This window comes from Bartonella sp. CL266QHHD, from assembly GCF_042195355.1.
GTDB lineage: Bacteria > Pseudomonadota > Alphaproteobacteria > Rhizobiales > Rhizobiaceae > Bartonella.
The window spans coordinates 72057-88422 of record NZ_JBHIOD010000033.1; the positions used below are offsets into that span (position 1 = coordinate 72057).

General features: G+C 36.0%; 14 protein-coding genes. 9 read left to right on the forward strand and 5 right to left on the reverse strand.

What is annotated here, in order from left to right:
* The 3 genes from ACFIK7_RS03025 to ihfB form a co-directional block, all read right to left on the reverse strand.
* The gene (locus ACFIK7_RS03025) at positions 1-933 is read right to left on the reverse strand and encodes a class I SAM-dependent methyltransferase (protein ID WP_375637260.1); all 933 of its coding nucleotides are present in this window, start codon (positions 931-933) and stop codon (positions 1-3) included.
* A gap of 173 nt (positions 934-1106) precedes the next feature.
* Positions 1107-1403, reverse strand: coding sequence for a lipopolysaccharide assembly protein LapA domain-containing protein (locus ACFIK7_RS03030; RefSeq protein WP_273790185.1), 297 nt, complete (start codon positions 1401-1403; stop codon positions 1107-1109).
* A gap of 7 nt (positions 1404-1410) precedes the next feature.
* Positions 1411-1689 carry an integration host factor subunit beta gene (gene ihfB, locus ACFIK7_RS03035; protein WP_273790186.1) on the reverse strand — a complete coding sequence of 93 codons (279 nt, stop codon included), beginning with the start codon at positions 1687-1689 and terminating at the stop codon, positions 1411-1413.
* Between the two features lie 183 nt (positions 1690-1872).
* Here ihfB and lptC point away from each other — a divergent pair, with 183 nt between their 5' ends.
* The 6 genes from lptC to rlmN all read left to right on the forward strand — a co-directional run bounded on the left by lptC (position 1873) and on the right by rlmN (position 8963).
* Entirely contained in the window at positions 1873-2517 is a 645-nt protein-coding gene (lptC, locus tag ACFIK7_RS03040; protein WP_375662917.1) for an LPS export ABC transporter periplasmic protein LptC, read from the forward strand.
* 76 nt (positions 2518-2593) lie between these two features.
* Positions 2594-3193 carry an LptA/OstA family protein gene (locus ACFIK7_RS03045; RefSeq protein ID WP_375643020.1) on the forward strand — a complete coding sequence of 200 codons (600 nt, stop codon included), beginning with the start codon at positions 2594-2596 and terminating at the stop codon, positions 3191-3193.
* Positions 3194-3199: 6 nt separating this feature from the next.
* On the forward strand, positions 3200-3994 hold the full coding sequence (gene lptB, locus ACFIK7_RS03050; protein ID WP_273790190.1) for an LPS export ABC transporter ATP-binding protein: 795 nt from the start codon (positions 3200-3202) through the stop codon (positions 3992-3994).
* An 891-nt stretch (positions 3995-4885) separates the two neighbouring features.
* The gene (ptsN, locus tag ACFIK7_RS03055) at positions 4886-5350 is read left to right on the forward strand and encodes a PTS IIA-like nitrogen regulatory protein PtsN (protein WP_273790191.1); all 465 of its coding nucleotides are present in this window, start codon (positions 4886-4888) and stop codon (positions 5348-5350) included.
* A 1840-nt stretch (positions 5351-7190) separates the two neighbouring features.
* Positions 7191-7694, forward strand: coding sequence for an invasion associated locus B family protein (locus ACFIK7_RS03060; RefSeq protein WP_273790192.1), 504 nt, complete (start codon positions 7191-7193; stop codon positions 7692-7694).
* 42 nt (positions 7695-7736) lie between these two features.
* Positions 7737-8963 (forward strand): 23S rRNA (adenine(2503)-C(2))-methyltransferase RlmN, encoded by a 1227-nt coding sequence (gene rlmN, locus ACFIK7_RS03065; protein ID WP_375654291.1) that lies wholly within the window; start codon positions 7737-7739, stop codon positions 8961-8963.
* A 779-nt stretch (positions 8964-9742) separates the two neighbouring features.
* On the opposite strand, the gene ACFIK7_RS03070 is transcribed toward rlmN, so the two are convergent.
* The gene (locus ACFIK7_RS03070) at positions 9743-10384 is read right to left on the reverse strand and encodes a LysE family translocator (protein WP_375630609.1); all 642 of its coding nucleotides are present in this window, start codon (positions 10382-10384) and stop codon (positions 9743-9745) included.
* A 171-nt stretch (positions 10385-10555) separates the two neighbouring features.
* Between ACFIK7_RS03070 and ACFIK7_RS03075 the strand changes: the two genes are divergently transcribed.
* The 3 genes from ACFIK7_RS03075 to ACFIK7_RS03085 all read left to right on the forward strand — a co-directional run bounded on the left by ACFIK7_RS03075 (position 10556) and on the right by ACFIK7_RS03085 (position 15400).
* A complete protein-coding gene (locus tag ACFIK7_RS03075; protein WP_375630607.1) occupies positions 10556-11791 on the forward strand; it encodes an argininosuccinate synthase in 1236 nt (411 codons plus the stop codon).
* A gap of 373 nt (positions 11792-12164) precedes the next feature.
* Positions 12165-13826, forward strand: a complete 1662-nt coding sequence (locus ACFIK7_RS03080) for a lysine--tRNA ligase (RefSeq protein ID WP_273790196.1) — start codon at positions 12165-12167, stop codon at positions 13824-13826.
* Complete coding sequence (locus tag ACFIK7_RS03085; protein WP_375630604.1) at positions 13826-15400, forward strand: peptide chain release factor 3; 1575 nt, start codon at positions 13826-13828, stop codon at positions 15398-15400. The genes ACFIK7_RS03080 and ACFIK7_RS03085 overlap by 1 nt, the downstream gene beginning before the upstream one ends.
* 551 nt (positions 15401-15951) lie before the next feature.
* Here the strand turns inward: ACFIK7_RS03085 and ACFIK7_RS03090 are convergent.
* Positions 15952-16065 (reverse strand): type II toxin-antitoxin system RelE/ParE family toxin, encoded by a 114-nt coding sequence (locus ACFIK7_RS03090; RefSeq protein WP_375630731.1) that lies wholly within the window; start codon positions 16063-16065, stop codon positions 15952-15954.
* Between the last annotated feature and the right edge of the window lie 301 nt (positions 16066-16366).

Consider the following 16366-nt stretch of genomic DNA (forward strand, 5'->3'; position numbering starts at 1 on the left):
TCAAGCAATCCAACGGCTAAAAAGAGAAGTAGAAAGAGCACGTCCTGCAACTTCTTCACGCAAAATGAGTTCTCCTGATTCGACTGTACCACCAAGATTTACAAATGCATCACGCATTAAAGCATGAAGTGCAAAGAAGGAAGCACGAATAGAATAAGCTGTAAGGACAACAGAGAGCGGTTTATCAGAGAGAAGTTTACGACAATTTGTGATCATGGCGGGTAAATGATCAAACAGTTGCCAAATTTCACCATGGGGTCCACGCCCATAAGCAGGGGGATCAAGAAGAATCATATCATAGCTTTTTTTACGACGCAGTTCACGCTCGACAAATTTCATAGCATCATCGCAAATCCAGCGAATAGAATGATCTGGTAATCCTGCTCTTTCTTGATTAGCTTTTGCCCACGCAATGGCTTTTTTAGAAGCATCAACATGGGTAACATTCGCACCCGCTCGTGCTCCAATCAAAGAGGCAATACCTGTATAGCCAAAAAGATTCAACAATTTTATAGGGCGTTTGGCTTGAACAATTTGTTCTTCCATAGAGCGCCAATGGGCATCTTGTTCAGGAAAAACCCCCACATGACGAAAGGAAGTAAAACGGCCTAGAAAAGACAATCCATTCCAAGCAAGAGCCCATGTTTCATCAAGTGGCTTTTTAGGAAAATGCCAACGCCCAACCCCTTCTTCATCAAGGTTTCCTGTGAAAATAGCATCAACATCAGCCCATTGTTGTTGAGGTAAAGCGGGTTTCCATAGTGCTTGACCTTCTGGTCGAATAATGCGGTAAGCTCCATAACGTTCTAATTTTTGTCCATGACCAGAATCAATGAGAGCATAGTTTTCGCTTATACCCGTTTCTAAAATAAGGGGCAACTTTTCCTGCGGATATCTATTGTTATGGGAGGATTGAAAGTATTGTGCGGGCATGTTTTGTATCACGGTATATGAGGTATAAAAAGATGTTATAAAGCTCTTAAATGTTTCGTAAAAGTGCAAAAAAGCTAAAGTCAATTAAAACATGTATAAAAAAAGAAAAAGAGCACTTTTAACTCTGTACTGAATATAAAATACTAAAGAGAAAAGATTTCATTTAAATACCATTACACCAGATTTGTGATAGATGTTTTCAATTTTTCAATCTCGGCTTTACTTTTTTTGAGAGCTTTTTTGTATTTGTGATAGGAAAACCAACTTATCAGATTTCCTAATAAAATACCAAAACCAAAGAAAATAAAGAGCCATATAAAGAGGGGAGCATGATAAGTAAAACTTTCAGGATTTGCTCGAAAAGGATCAAGGGTTAACGGAACCATTTGACGATTAGCCACGATAAAAACAATCAAAACCGCTGCGAGAATCACACCGATACTTGTTAGAAGAATACGTTTAATTATCATAAGTTTCTCACTGATTAAGACGGTCGCGTAAATCCTTGCCAGTTTTAAAAAAAGGAATCCACTTTTCTTCAACAGAAACAGCTTCACCTGTTCGTGGATTACGTCCATTACGGGCTGAACGGCTTTTTACAGAAAAAGCTCCAAATCCACGAAGTTCAACGCGATTGCCATTTGCAAGTGCTGTTGCAATTTCCTCAAAAATAGCGTTTACAATATTCTCCACATCCCGTTGAAAAAGATGCGGGTTATGACGAGCGATAATTTGCACAAGCTCTGATTTTACCACAATAGCCTCACTTTCACACAAAAAAATTTTGTAATTGTGCACTCCATGCATATTACAATATATAAACGGATAAAAGCAAAATAAAATCAAGAAAAAACAAATTGCAAGAAACAAAATTTGAAAATACCTTCTATAAAGGTTATACAGATTAAAAATGCGGAGTATTTAAGAGATCAGGAGAGTATGTCCGTACACAATCATTATGAAGCCTTTTCAACGCAATCATCTTGTGGAGATGTTTTAAAAAAAGCATCCCGTCATTCGCGTCGCATTAGCATATTAAAAATCTTTTTACCTCTCTTAGCGTTGATTTCAGCGCTGGTTTTTTGCTGGTTTACGTTTTTCTTGGTTCCCATTACTTCTGATTCTATGCCTTTGAACAATGGAGAAAGTGGCGTGATGAATTTGACGATGCTCAATCCAAAATTAGAAGGGTATACGCGTGCTCATGAACCTTATTGGCTTAAAGCAGAAAGGGCATTTCAAGACCATACACACGCTGGAATGATTGGGTTGCAAAACATTACAGCTAGAGCATTTATGGGCCAACAAAGACAGATTTTTCTCGCAGCACAAGGGGGGGTTTACGATAACATTAATGGTTTTTTACAGTTGGACAAGCCATTCACCATTACGACGAATGATGGGATGATGGTACAATTTATGTCAGCTAGTATTAACTTATCCGAGGGACAGTTAAAAACAGATCAACGTGTTAATATTCAGCAAGCCGGTTTTCATCTTGCCGCAAACGCCTTACAAATTCGAGAAAAAGGAAAAAACATGTATTTCCATGGTGGAGTGCATTTAGTGCTTCAAAAGCAATAACGCAATATCAATACAAATCTTTAAAGGATATTTATAAAGAGAAGTATGTGTATATACAAACAAAAGAATTGAAATAATGAAATCGTACAAAAGATGGATAGGTGTGATGTTGGCTTTTAGCATGGGAATGTTAGGAGGAGGAGCAGTTTTAGGATATGCTGAAGTGGCCCATTTTGGAATAAGTCTATCAAGCGATAAAGAACCGGTAGAACTTCATGCAGATTCTTTGGAAATACGTGATAAAGAAGGGATAGCGCTTTTTAAGGGTGATGTTTCAGTGGTGCAAGGTGAACGTCTTTTAAGAACGGCAGAATTAGTTGTTTACTACGATAAAGCATATAAAGAAATTGATAAAAATCAGGAAAATACAAAGGCATCATCTGTTTCTTTATTTGGTTCGTCGAGTATACAAAAAATGGAAGCTTTAGGAAAAGTTTATATAAAAATTGCTACGCAAGTTGCTACGGGTGATAAAGGCGTTTTTGATGGAAAGTCAAAAATGATGAGTTTGACAGGGAATCATGTTGTGTTAACTGATGGTGACAATGTGGCAACGGGGTGCAAACTAACGGCAAATATGGAAAGCGGAAAGGCTTTTTTAGAAGGTTGTGAGACACCTAAGAAAAAAGGTCGTGTTTCTATTATTTTAAAACAAAATCAAAAGAATGGTCATTAAGATTTCATGTTTGGAATCAAAATAAAAAAACAGACCGATAGGTATAATCTTGAAAGTGAAGCTTCAAAAAACCCCTTAAAAGGGACCTTGATTGCCAGTAATTTGATTAAAGTTTATCGAGGAAGGCGAACTGTTAATGGTGTTTCTTTTGGCATTCGTACGGGAGAAGCCGTTGGCATTTTAGGGCCCAATGGGGCAGGTAAAACAACTTGTTTTTATATGGTTACGGGGCTTATAAAATCTGATGGAGGATCCATTAAAATTGATGGATTTGATATTACGCATCTTCCGATGTATCGACGTGCGCGTTTAGGTATTGGATATCTTCCACAGGAAGCGTCTATTTTTCGTGGTCTTTCAGTAGAAAATAACATTAAAGCTGTTTTAGAGGTCGTTGAAAAAGATCGCCTTAAACAGCGTGAAGAGTTAGATAGCCTTTTACATGAATTTAAAATTGATCATTTACGTAAAATGTCTGCACTTTCGTTATCTGGAGGTGAACGTCGGCGACTTGAAATTGCGCGCGCTTTAGCTTCTCGTCCCCATTTTATGTTACTTGATGAACCATTTGCAGGAATTGATCCTATCGCTATTTTCGATATTCAACAACTTATTCGTCATTTAACGAAGCGTGGCATTGGTGTTTTAATAACGGATCATAATGTGCGTGAGACATTAGGGCTTGTCGACCGCGCTTATATTATTCATACAGGGCGCGTGTTAGTTCACGGTTGTCCTAACGATATTATCAACAACGTTGATGTACGCAGAATTTATTTAGGAAATCAGTTTTCTCTTTGATTTTACAGCTTTCACGAGTTTCCATTTAAGTTTAACCAAACATTATTACTGAAAATCTCCTTATTTATGCCAAAACTTCTTTTATGACTATAACCTTAGAATGTTTTTATTGAGTGGTGAAAAAAGCTTCATCATTAAAGAGTTAGTTTGTTTTTTTATAAGTTTAGCTTACTCATGATTGTATCATAGAAAAGATATCACTAGATTAACGTGATAATGAGTGATAAATGAAACTCTCAATAAATGCGTGTGTTATTGAAAGGTAAGAGATGTTTATGATATTTTTCTCTGTAATATATCGATGATGCTGGTTTAGGTATTTTAATAGGAGCGCCGGTTATTCAATAGGAGTTGTCGTATTTTATTGGTTTATATGGCCCTATTAAAAAATAGGAGCTTGACTACAGATATCAGGCTAAATCTATAAATCTTTTAAAATAACCATTAAATCTCTAAAAACCTTTATATTCTTGTTATAAGGCGGTATTCAAGCTATACAGTAATTTTCAAAGTAAAGGTCCATTTTGCTCAGTATGCTTTTCATTTTAATTTAAGGGATCATTTTTAAGGAAAGAAAAACTCTGATAGCGAATTATACATCAATTCTTATGACAAGTTTAATAAATTTATGAATAATGACCTTTTCTAGAGTCGTAAGGAAATTAACTTTATGAACAACTTCATTTCTTTGTTTTCTCATGCCATTAATGAGGAGCTAAATACTATTTATTGTTGTGTTAAAAGTGATATGACATGTATTGAGTTATCATCCGTTATAAATTGAAAAATAAAAACACATGCGATGTTGCGAAAAGTGAAAGAACATTAAGTATCTATACCGTTTATAGGTTTATTGATGAGCATTTGAGCGTGTAAGAGGAAAATTAAAGTATGAATTTGAGTGAGTTAATAGCACCGGAAGCGATCATTCCGGCTCTTAAGGCTAATTCGAAAAAACAAGTTCTACAAATTTTAGCCGAAAAGGCTTCTAAGCTGACAGGTCTTAGTGAGCATGTAATTTTTGATGTTGTTTTGCAACGCGAGAAGCTTGGTTCAACGGGTTTGGGTGGTGGTATTGCGATTCCTCATGGGAAATTACCTGATATTGATCGGATTGTTGGTATATTTGCACGTCTTGAAAGTCCTGTTGATTTTGAAGCTCTCGATGACGAACCTATAGATCTCGTTTTTCTCCTTTTGGCACCTGAAAATGCTGGTGCAGATCACTTAAAAGCTTTATCTCAGATTGCACGTGTTTTGCGCCATGCTGATGTTGTGCAAAAGTTGCGCAATACGCATAATGCCAATGCGCTTTATGCTTTATTGATTCAAACTTCAGAATCAAATGCAGCTTAAAAGGTATTATGAGCGTATAAATTGCGAGGTATGCACCACAGAGCGTAGGAAATAATATAATTTGCATCTTAAGACTAATAACAAAAGGTTATGTCATGAGATTTAAAAAAAATCATTTCTAAGTGAACCTTCTTTTTAAAGAGCAAGCAACAAAAACGAAGGAGTTGTCCTTTCTTGTTCTCGTATATTAAAGCACCTAATTATTATGTTCATGGATTCTTTTATCCTATTATACTATAAAAACACTATCATTTGAGGTGTGGTGAGATAAATTCTGGAAATCTTCTTGATATATTAAGTGCTTTTAGAGTGCGTGGTAAATATTTTTAAGCAGGATTTGTCTGTAGAGCCTTTAGTTAAGTGAATCACATGAGTGGAAAGGCAAGGGGAACTCGACTCAACAAGAATCCAAACTTCTTATACACCAAATTGGGTTAAAAATCTTCACCCTCTGAGGGTGGGGAAGAAATCAATAGAAAACTTTATTCATGCATTGAATTTTTTTGTAAATTAAATTTTGGTACTTAGGGATAATATTATTAAGATTCAAGTAGAAAATAGGGGATATTGTATCCTGTGTGTGTCAATATATTGATTTATAAAGATAATTTACTGTTTTACATGTTGAATGAGATATCCGAATATCATAAGATTCCCTCATGCCGAACCTATTCATGTTGAATCAATCAAAACCATTCACTTACACGATTACAATTAAGGAAAGCCGTGTGGATAAGACTGTATAAGACAAGGAGTAAAAATGCTTCTTATGAACCGTCTCAAATGCCAAGGGCTGTAGCAATATTGGAAGCTGGCAAAGTGTGATTAAGTATGATTTAGATGTCAGCTGTTGTATAGAGCTCATACTAAAAAATAATTTTGTACGGTAAGAATGAAAACTATACCTTTAGGTTGGGTGAAAGAGTTTTTATGCATAAGAAGATTTATTCAAGTGTCTTTAATTGATTAAAATGTTGTTTAAAAAACGGTAATGTTAGAACTTCTATAGAAAAAAGTTTTATATTTCTTGTTATAAATTACTGAGAAATAAGATAAGAGAACTTGTCAAAAAATTCTTAAAACATTTTTGGTAACAGGAAGAAAGGAATTGTCTAATACATTTAAAATAATATGTTTAAGCTATTATAAGCTACTAGAATCACTTTAGAACTTAAAATTGGAGATGAAATATATAGGAAGAGTTAATAGGAGCAAAAGAAACAAAGTTACATGTAGTTGTTGAGACAAAATCTAGTACTTTATGTTTCATGACCAATGTAGTGATAATAGTCTATTATTTTTTTAAGATATTTTGAAGATTATGAAAAGGCGATATGGGAACGATGTTGAATACGAAGTATGAATGCACTATAATGGATAAAAGGTGAGGTATTTACGAACATAAATGTATTGAATGTGTGAAGTCGAGAAGTGATATTCGCAAGGCTGTGAAATTTTTGGGGAGGTCAGGGTGTGTTTGCAAAATTTTGCAGCAGATTTCTTGTGATATTAAAGAGTATAGTTTATTTCTTAACAGAGTGGTGGTGTATTTTCATCTCGTTTTGAAGTTCTATTGCTTAAAGAAATCGTTTTTTATACAAAAACGAAATGAGTAGCATAAAATGAAAATGTTATTTTTTAATGTGGTTATTGAATAAGAAGTTTATATTTTGGTAACACCTAAAAGGTCACAATGAAACGTAGAGATCTATTTTAATTGGTGTGAAAATATTTTGCTTATTAGAAGAATTAGGACAGTGATACATGAGTATCGAGGTTTTTTTGAATTTTTCCAATGAAGAGAATCTTGTTAGAGACTAAAGAAGTGAGCTAAATAAAGATGTTTGAAAAGACTGTTATTGCTGCATCTGTAATGGTTCTGGTTACAGCTGGGGCAGCATGTGCACAAACGCCAAATCGTTTAAATCAATTTGAAGCATGGGGGGTCTATTCTTATAAATCGCCCCAAAATACGATTTGCTATGTGTTATCGGTACCTTTGAAGGCTCTTCCAACGACGGTTAATCATGGTGATAATTTTTTCTTAATTACCAAGCGTTCTCATTCACCTGTTTCGTTCGAACCGCAGTTTATGGCTGGTTATACGCTTCAAGAAGGATCGAGAGTGACAGTGACCATTGGAAATAAGGACTTTAATTTTTTCACGAAGGATTCCTCAGCTTGGTTGGCGTCATCAGAGCTAGAAAAGCAGCTTGTTTCTGCTATACGTGCTGGAAACAATATGACAGTGCAAGCGATATCAAAAAGAGGAACGCATACCACCTACACTTATTCCTTAAAAGGGGTCACTGCTGCATTAAACGCAGCTCAAAAGTGCCATTAAGGTTTCGATAACTTCTAAAATAGTGATGTGAATTGGAAAGCAATGGCCATTTCCTATGACCTTAGACCAGTTGGTTCATGTTTTGCACGAAAAACAGATAATGTGGTCGTGAAGGAGAGTTCTAAGCTCTCTTTAATTGGTTTGTCGCAAGATGAAATGATACAAGCTTTAAAGACAGTTGGTGTACCAGAGCATCAAACGCGTATGCGTATGCGTCAGCTTTGGCATTGGCTTTATGTGCGTGGTGTTTCAAATTTTGATGAGATGCTGAATATTTCTAAAGCAATGCAAGAAACACTTAAGTGTCATTTTTCCATTATGCGTCCAGAAATTGTTGGAGAACAAATATCAAAAGACGGTACACGTAAATGGCTTTTACGTTTTCCTGCACGTGGAGCTGGAAGACCTGTTGAAATTGAAACGGTTTATATCCCTGAAGAAGGACGCGGTACTTTATGTCTTTCATCGCAAGTAGGGTGTACGTTAACCTGCTCTTTTTGCCATACGGGAACGCAGATGCTTGTTCGTAATCTGACCGCAGAAGAGATTTTGGCACAACTATTGGTTGCACGTGATTGTTTGGGTGATTTTCCTGATAAGAATACCCCTGATGGAGCAATTGTTCCCATTGAAGGACGAAAAATTACCAATATTGTTATGATGGGAATGGGTGAACCTCTTTATAATTTTGAAGCTGTTAAAAAAGCTTTATTGATTGCCTCTGATGGCGATGGCCTTTCTTTATCAAAACGTCGAATTACGCTTTCAACTAGTGGGGTTGTTCCTGGAATTATCCGAACCGGAGAAGAAATTGGTGTTATGTTAGCAATTTCACTCCACGCAGTACACGATACACTAAGGGATATGCTTGTTCCCATTAATAAAAAATATCCGCTTGCTTTACTAATGGAGGCTTGCCGTAATTATCCTGGTCTTTCCAATGCAAAACGAATCACATTTGAATATGTTATGTTGAAAGATATCAATGATAGTTTAGATGATGCTAAGCGATTGATTCAGTTATTGAAAGGGATTCCTGCTAAGATTAATTTAATCCCTTTTAATCCGTGGCCAGGGAGTAATTATCAGTGTTCTGATTGGGAGCAAATCGAGCGTTTTGCTGATGTCGTTAATCAAGCGGGCTATGCTTCTCCTATTCGGATACCGCGTGGACGCGATATTTTAGCTGCATGTGGACAGCTTAAATCAGCTTCAGAGCGCTTACGTAAATCTGAACGGTTACGACTTGAAAATGCCATTGGTCATTAGTTAACGCAATTTTCAGCGATATCGAGGCCTATGCTTTTTTTCAGTAAATCATCATATAATAGCATGTGTGAGACAGAGATTAAGATAGATAAGTGCTAGACGAACAGTCTCAGCTTTTATATGCTAAATGGGGTAAGATATTGTCTATAGTCTGTTTGCATAATCTCTGAAATAAGAAGGAAGCCTAATTTAGAGGGAATATGAGGTCTTAAGGATTGTAACTAATTTTTACCTTATTATCATACTCTTTAATTCGGTTTTATGTCTTTTAAAAGCATCTACGGTAATATCTTTTAAAAAGTGGAGATGGTGCACTGCCTCATGCTTTTGTTTATTACGTTCTTTAATAAGATCACGCTTCACAAGCACAACAGAGGATCTAAAATATAAATACCATTGTGTTGTCCATTGATATGTTTTTTAGGTATCTCTGAGTGCACTCTTCATATCACGACAATGCCTGTGAAGAGTATAACAAAAAGGCTCTGTGAAATGTACTATACTCCTACACCTTTATGTTTAATAAAGGTGTAAGTTGATACCACCATTCTATTTTTTAGCTCCCAATGTTGTAAACAGCTTTTGGCACTTAAGATGGTTCATAAGAGGTATTTTTATTCTTTTCTTAGACAGTTTTTATCCATACGAAAACTCCAGCTTCGCTTGTGATGTACAAAGGAAAGGTATTATTTTATTCAACATAAACGGGTTTGAAATGAAAAAATCTTATAATATTTGTTTTTTTATTTAAATTAAAAGCGATACATTACACATATAAATCAATGTTTTGTAACGATAAGGAGATGGAGGGCAAAGCTGGTAAAAGTACCAGCAATAAGCCAGTCGAGAAAGCGAATATAAAGAGGGTTCTTTTTGAGAGTTTTGGTAAGTTTATGCGCTGTAAAAACGATTGCAATTGTAATGGGGAAAGAAATAGGAATATAAGAGAGTCCTAAAAAGAGCAATTTTTGTGTTGCCATAGGATCATTCGCATTGATAAATTGTGGTAAGAATGTCGCGTTAAAGAGTATAACTTTAGGATTGAGAAGATTAATTCCAATACCAGCAAGATAATTACGTTTAGCGCTTTGAGATTTAGAAGATGTCTGTTCAAAGGAAAAAGTGGGGTTTCTCCGTAACGCTTGAAAGGAAAACCATAAAAGATAAAAGGCGCCAACAATTTTCAGAAGAACAAAAGTATGTGGTGCAGCAAAAATAAGCGCTGATAAGCCAAGTGCTACAGCGGTAACCTGAATGGCAAACCCTGTTGCACTACCCAAGGCGCACATAATTCCAGCTTTTTTGCTTTGTGTAATGGTTCGTCCTACAGAAAGCATCATATCTGGTCCTGGAATAAGTGCTAAAATCAACGATGCTAAAGCAAATTGTACAACAATAGACCACTCCGGTAGAAATGACACGTAAATCTCCTTTTATTTTTAAGCAGTGTTCACTATTTATACTTTGAGGCACCTTTATTTACGCTTTTTACGTCTTTTTAATGTTGCTTAAAAAGAATTTATTTTTATATTTCTTGTATCGTTTTGATTTTTGGGTAGAAATAAAAAAAGTAGCTCATATAGAACGTTAAAATGAAAAAGTGGCAAAATATTAGAAAAGTTGTTTTGGCTTATTCAGGTGGATTGGATACGTCAATTATTCTTAAATGGTTGCAAAGTACGCTAGGCGTTGAAGTTGTAACTTTTACAGCAGATTTGGGGCAGGGGGAAGAGCTGGAACTTGCTCGTCGTAAAGCTGAAATGCTAGGTGTTAAAGAAATTTATATTGAAGATTTGCGTGAAGAATTTGTGCGTGATTTTGTTTTTCCGATGTTTCGAGCCAATACCATTTATGAGGGGACTTATCTTTTAGGAACATCAATTGCACGTCCACTTATTTCAAAACGCCTTATTGAAATTGCTAAGGAAACAGGGGCTGATGCGATTGCTCATGGAGCAACAGGAAAAGGCAATGATCAGGTACGCTTTGAGCTTTCCGCTTATGCGCTTAATCCTGATATAAAGATTATTGCTCCATGGCGTGATTGGGATTTTAAGAGTCGGACAGATCTCTTTGAATTTGCTCGTATTCATCAAATTCCTGTAGAAAAGGATAAGCAAGGTGAAGCGCCTTTTTCAGTGGATGCAAATTTATTGCATTCTTCATCAGAAGGAAAGATTTTAGAAGATCCAGCACTTCCTGCTCCTGAATATGTCCATATGCGTACTCTTTCGCCGGAAGATGCTCCAGATCAAGCAACCAGAATTACTCTTGGCTTTAAAAAAGGCGATGCTGTTTCAATCAATGGAAAAAATTTATCTCCTGCAACTTTACTTGCAGAATTAAATCATTATGGGCGCGATAATGGTATTGGTCGGTTAGATTTGGTAGAAAATCGCTTTGTGGGTATGAAATCGCGGGGTATTTATGAAACACCAGGGGGGACCATTCTTTTGACGGCTCACAGAGCGATAGAATCTTTAACACTAGATCGTGGTGCAGCTCATTTGAAAGATGAATTGATGCCACGTTATGCAGAACTCATTTATTATGGATTTTGGTTTTCGCCGGAACGTAAGATGTTGCAGGCAGCTATTGATTTATCTCAAGAACATGTTGAAGGTGAAGTCACGTTAAAGCTTTATAAGGGGAATGTAATTATTGAAGGGCGCCAAAGTAAAAAATCACTTTATTCTAGTGAGTTGGTAACTTTCGAGGATGATCAAGGTGTTTATGATCAAAGAGATGCAACTGGTTTTATTAAATTAAATGCTCTACGTTTGCGTACATTAGCAATGCGTCATCAAGGTGATAAAGAAAAGAAATAGAAAATTACGGTGACAAGTGTAATATGGATTAGTGCTTTTGTATGAAATGCCTAGTTTAAGCATTTTTCTGTTGGTTTTTACCGTTCTTTCGTTCAATACTAGAAGCTTATCTTCTGCGCTAATAAATATAATAAGCAAAACCCATGATAATAATAGCAATGAAGGCTTCGATAATCAAAACAAGTCAATTTTGCTTTATAATATTGAATGTTTTTGATTTTTATCAGAACAAAACATGTTTATAACGAGGGCGGTTTTTGTATTGTGACTTAAGAGTATAAAGAAATTTTCATCTTTTTGCTTGCTATTATTGACGAATAAATTCAAGAACCATACACCCTATTTTAAAAGAGTGTAATTTTTAGGATAAATAATGATGCGTGATCAGTGTGATACCCTCAACCTTACGCCTGAATTAAAAGATGCAGCTTCTCAATCGAGAACTTGGCCATTTGAAGAAGCACGTAAGATTATCAAACGGTATGAAAAAACGGGTTATCCAGACAATGTGATATTTGAAACAGGTTATGGCCCTTCTGGTTTACCGCATATTGGAACTTTTGGGGAAGTTGCACGTACAACCATGGTGCGTCATGCATTTCATATTCTCACGGAGAATAAAGTAAAAACAAAATTACTTTGTTTTTCTGATGATATGGATGGTTTGCGCAAGGTTCCTGAGAATGTGCCTGATCGCGAAAGGATGGAACATTATCTTGGTCAACCGTTGAGTCGTGTACCCGACCCTTTTGGAGATGATTATCCTTCTTTTGGGGCAGCGAATAATGCGCGGTTACGGGCTTTCCTTGATCGTTTTGGTTTTGATTATGAATTTGCAAGTGCTACGGATTATTACAATTCTGGTCGTTTTGATGAAACACTTTTGAAAATCCTTGCCTGTTATGACAAGGTTATGGCAATTATTTTACCAACATTAGGTGAAGAACGGCAAGCGACCTATTCACTCTTTCTACCGATTTCTCCCTTTTCTGGAAAAGTATTACAGGTACCGATGATTGCGCGTAATGTTGAAAAAGGTACAGTCACTTATATTGAGCCAGAAACAGGAGAAACTATAGAAACAGAGGTTACGGGGGGCAAAGTTAAGTGTCAGTGGAAGGTAGATTGGGCAATGCGTTGGACAGCACTTAGCATTGATTATGAAATGGCCGGAAAAGACCTTATCGATTCCACAAATCTTTCTTCTAAAATTTGTAAAGTATTAGGTGGAAAACCCCCAGAAGGATTCAACTATGAGCTCTTTTTAGATGAGAAAGGGCAGAAAATTTCCAAATCCAAGGGAAATGGCTTAACCATTGATGAATGGCTTACTTATGCTCCAACAGAGAGTTTAGGGCTTTATATGTTTTCAAAGCCTAAAACAGCAAAAAGGCTTTATTTTGATGTCATTCCTAAAGCGGTTGATGAATACTATGCGCATCTTTCAGCCTATGGTCGTCAAAAATGGCAAGAACGGCTTAGTAATCCTGTATGGCATATTCATAATGGTTGTCCACCGCAGGTTGATTTGCCTGTATCCTTTGCGATGCTCCTAAATTTGGTAAGTGCTTCAAATGCGGAGAATGCAGAAGTTCTTTGGGGTTTTATTTCTCGTTACGCTAAAGGAGCAAATGCACAAACTTATCCAGAACTTGATCAATTGGTGAAGTTTGCTATTAAATATTTTGATGTTTTTGTTAAACCAAACAAGAAATTTCGTATACCAGATGATAGCGAACGAGAAACATTAGCACAAATTGATGAAAAATTAGCTCATTTACCTGAAACTGTTGATGGCAACATATTACAAAATATGCTTCTTGATGTTGCACGATTAACGGAACGTTATCAAGATCATAGCAAAAAAAGCCCTGAAGGTGGGCCTGGTGTTTCTAATGTTTTTTTTCAAATGTTGTATGAAGTCCTTCTTGGACAAGAGCGAGGTCCACGATGGGGATCATTTATAGCGCTTTATGGGATTAATGAAATGCGTGCACTGATTGCTGAAACACTTGCACGGCCGACGGAGGAATAATGGAACGAAGAGTGCAGGAAGTAAAGCGACGCCGTACATTTGCAATTATTGCTCACCCAGATGCGGGGAAAACAACATTAACAGAAAAGCTTTTATTGTTTGGTGGTGCTATTCAACTTGCAGGAGAAGTAAAAGCCAAAAAAGATCGTATTCAAACCCGTTCTGATTGGATGAATATTGAGCGTGATCGTGGTATTTCCGTTGTGACTTCGGTGATGACGTTTGAATATGAAAATCATATTTTTAATCTCCTAGATACCCCAGGACATGAGGACTTTGCGGATGATACGTATCGCACTCTCACAGCTGTTGATAGTGCTATCATGGTATTGGATGGGGCCCGCGGGATTGAGCCTAGAACATTAAAATTGTTTGAAGTGTGTCGGATGCGGGATATTCCTATTGTTACGTTTATCAATAAAATGGATCGTGAGGCACGTGATCCTATAGAGCTTTTAGATGAAATTGAAGAAAAGCTTGCTCTTGATACCGCGCCTATAACATGGCCAATTGGGTCGGGTAAAGATTTTGTTGGTACCTATGACCTTCATCATAATCGTTTTCGTCAAAAAGATGATGAGATAATACAGCAGATAGTTTCAAATCCCAGAGAGGTTGTCCATTTACTCCCTGAATATCAACGTTCAACTTTTATTGAAGGGGTAGAACTTGCTCAAAGTGTTTGCAAGAATTTTGATCTGCAAGCTTTCCGTGAAGGTCATATGACACCGGTTTATTTTGGTTCAGCTTTGCGAAATTTTGGTGTTCGTGATTTGATCAATGCGCTTATAGATTTTGGTCAAAGTCCTCGTGATCAAAGTGCAGATCAGCGCAATGTCATAGCAACTGAACCTAAAATGACGGGATTTGTTTTTAAAATTCAAGCGAATATGGACCCTAATCATCGTGATCGTATTGCATTTTTTCGGGTATGTTCGGGAACGCTTGAACGTGGTATGAAAACAAAGTTGGTTCGAACAAGAAAACCGATGACACTTTCGGCTCCACAATTTTTCTTTGCGCGTTCGCGCCAAATTGCTGATCAAGCCTATGCTGGTGATATCGTAGGGATCCCTAATCATGGAACATTGCGTATCGGCGATACTTTGACTGAAGGAGAAGATATCCTCTTTAAGGGAGTACCAAATTTTGCACCAGAGATTTTGCGTCGTGTTTGTTTAGGCGATCCAATGAAAGCAAAAAAGCTCAAAGAAGCTTTGCAACAAATGGCTGAAGAAGGGGTTGTACAATTGTTTATTCCTGATGATGGGTCGCCTTCTCTCATTGGTGTTATTGGTGCTTTGCAAATTGATGTCTTAAAAGAACGATTAAAAATAGAATATTCTTTGCCAGTGAATTTTGAGTCTGCGCGCTTTAATTTATGCCGTTGGATTTCAGCGCAGAGCAAAGATGAGTTGCAAAAGTTTCTCAGCAATCACCGCTCTGCTATTGCGTATGATTTAGAAGGTGATCCAGTTTTTTTAGCGGAGAACCATTTTTCATTGAATTATGAGGCAGAAAGAGCTCCTAAAATAAAATTTTCTGCTTTTAAAGATTATCAAGTACGCTCTTAAAATAAAGAAAAATCTTTTCTACAATAATTTGATTTATAATGATAATTTATCGTTTTTTATATGGGAACAATCAAAATCATTTGTTTAAAAATCATAAGTATGATTGGTGTGTGCGTAAAACACTTGAAGCAAGAAATACAATACCTCTTATAGATCTTCTCTATAGCCAAGAGCTTTCAAAATATTGGGTGAGGGTAAAAATGATGATGGTGGTTATAGCGTTATGATGTAACGATGGTGGTGTGTGATGTATCTCATCCCATTCACGGAAGTTTACGTTATACTATTCATTTATATTATTTACGGGATGACATGACGAGGTAAGATCAAGTACAATGAAAAATGTCCCTTTAAAAACAAACATATAAAATTGCAACATAATGATATTTTTGGGCATTCTATTTTGCATAAGGGATGTAATTCTAGCAAGATAGAGGCTTGCACGATAAACTTTCGCAAAACTCTCTCCCTCAAAGTAATCTGTTTTCGCTGTGAAATATGGAAATATTATTATTTTTTTCCAAGCTTTTTATGGGATTCTAAAATATTATTTATGAAACTGATTTTTTTAAGTTTTGCAATATCATGATATCTATTTTTTTCTGAAAGTGATGGAGTATGTAAAGGATATTTTTAGATTGAACTGTATAAAAAATACGGTAAATTTATTTATTATTAAAAGAGTTACAGCGCACTGGTACCTCTAGAACCTTTTAAAACTTTAATATTTATTTTTATATTACCTATTTGAGTTAGAGAATAAACTGTAGCCAATTCTACGTTGAAAAATATAAGAAAAATTTTATATATTTTTTCGCGATGACTTAAGAAATATAATTTATTTCGATATTTTTTAAATCTAAACTAAAAAATCTGCTTTATAAACATAGCTTTTCAGTTTTTCCTTGTATAAATATTGTATACAGTCAAAATAATACAAATAATCAATAAGCTGAAATCTGTTAT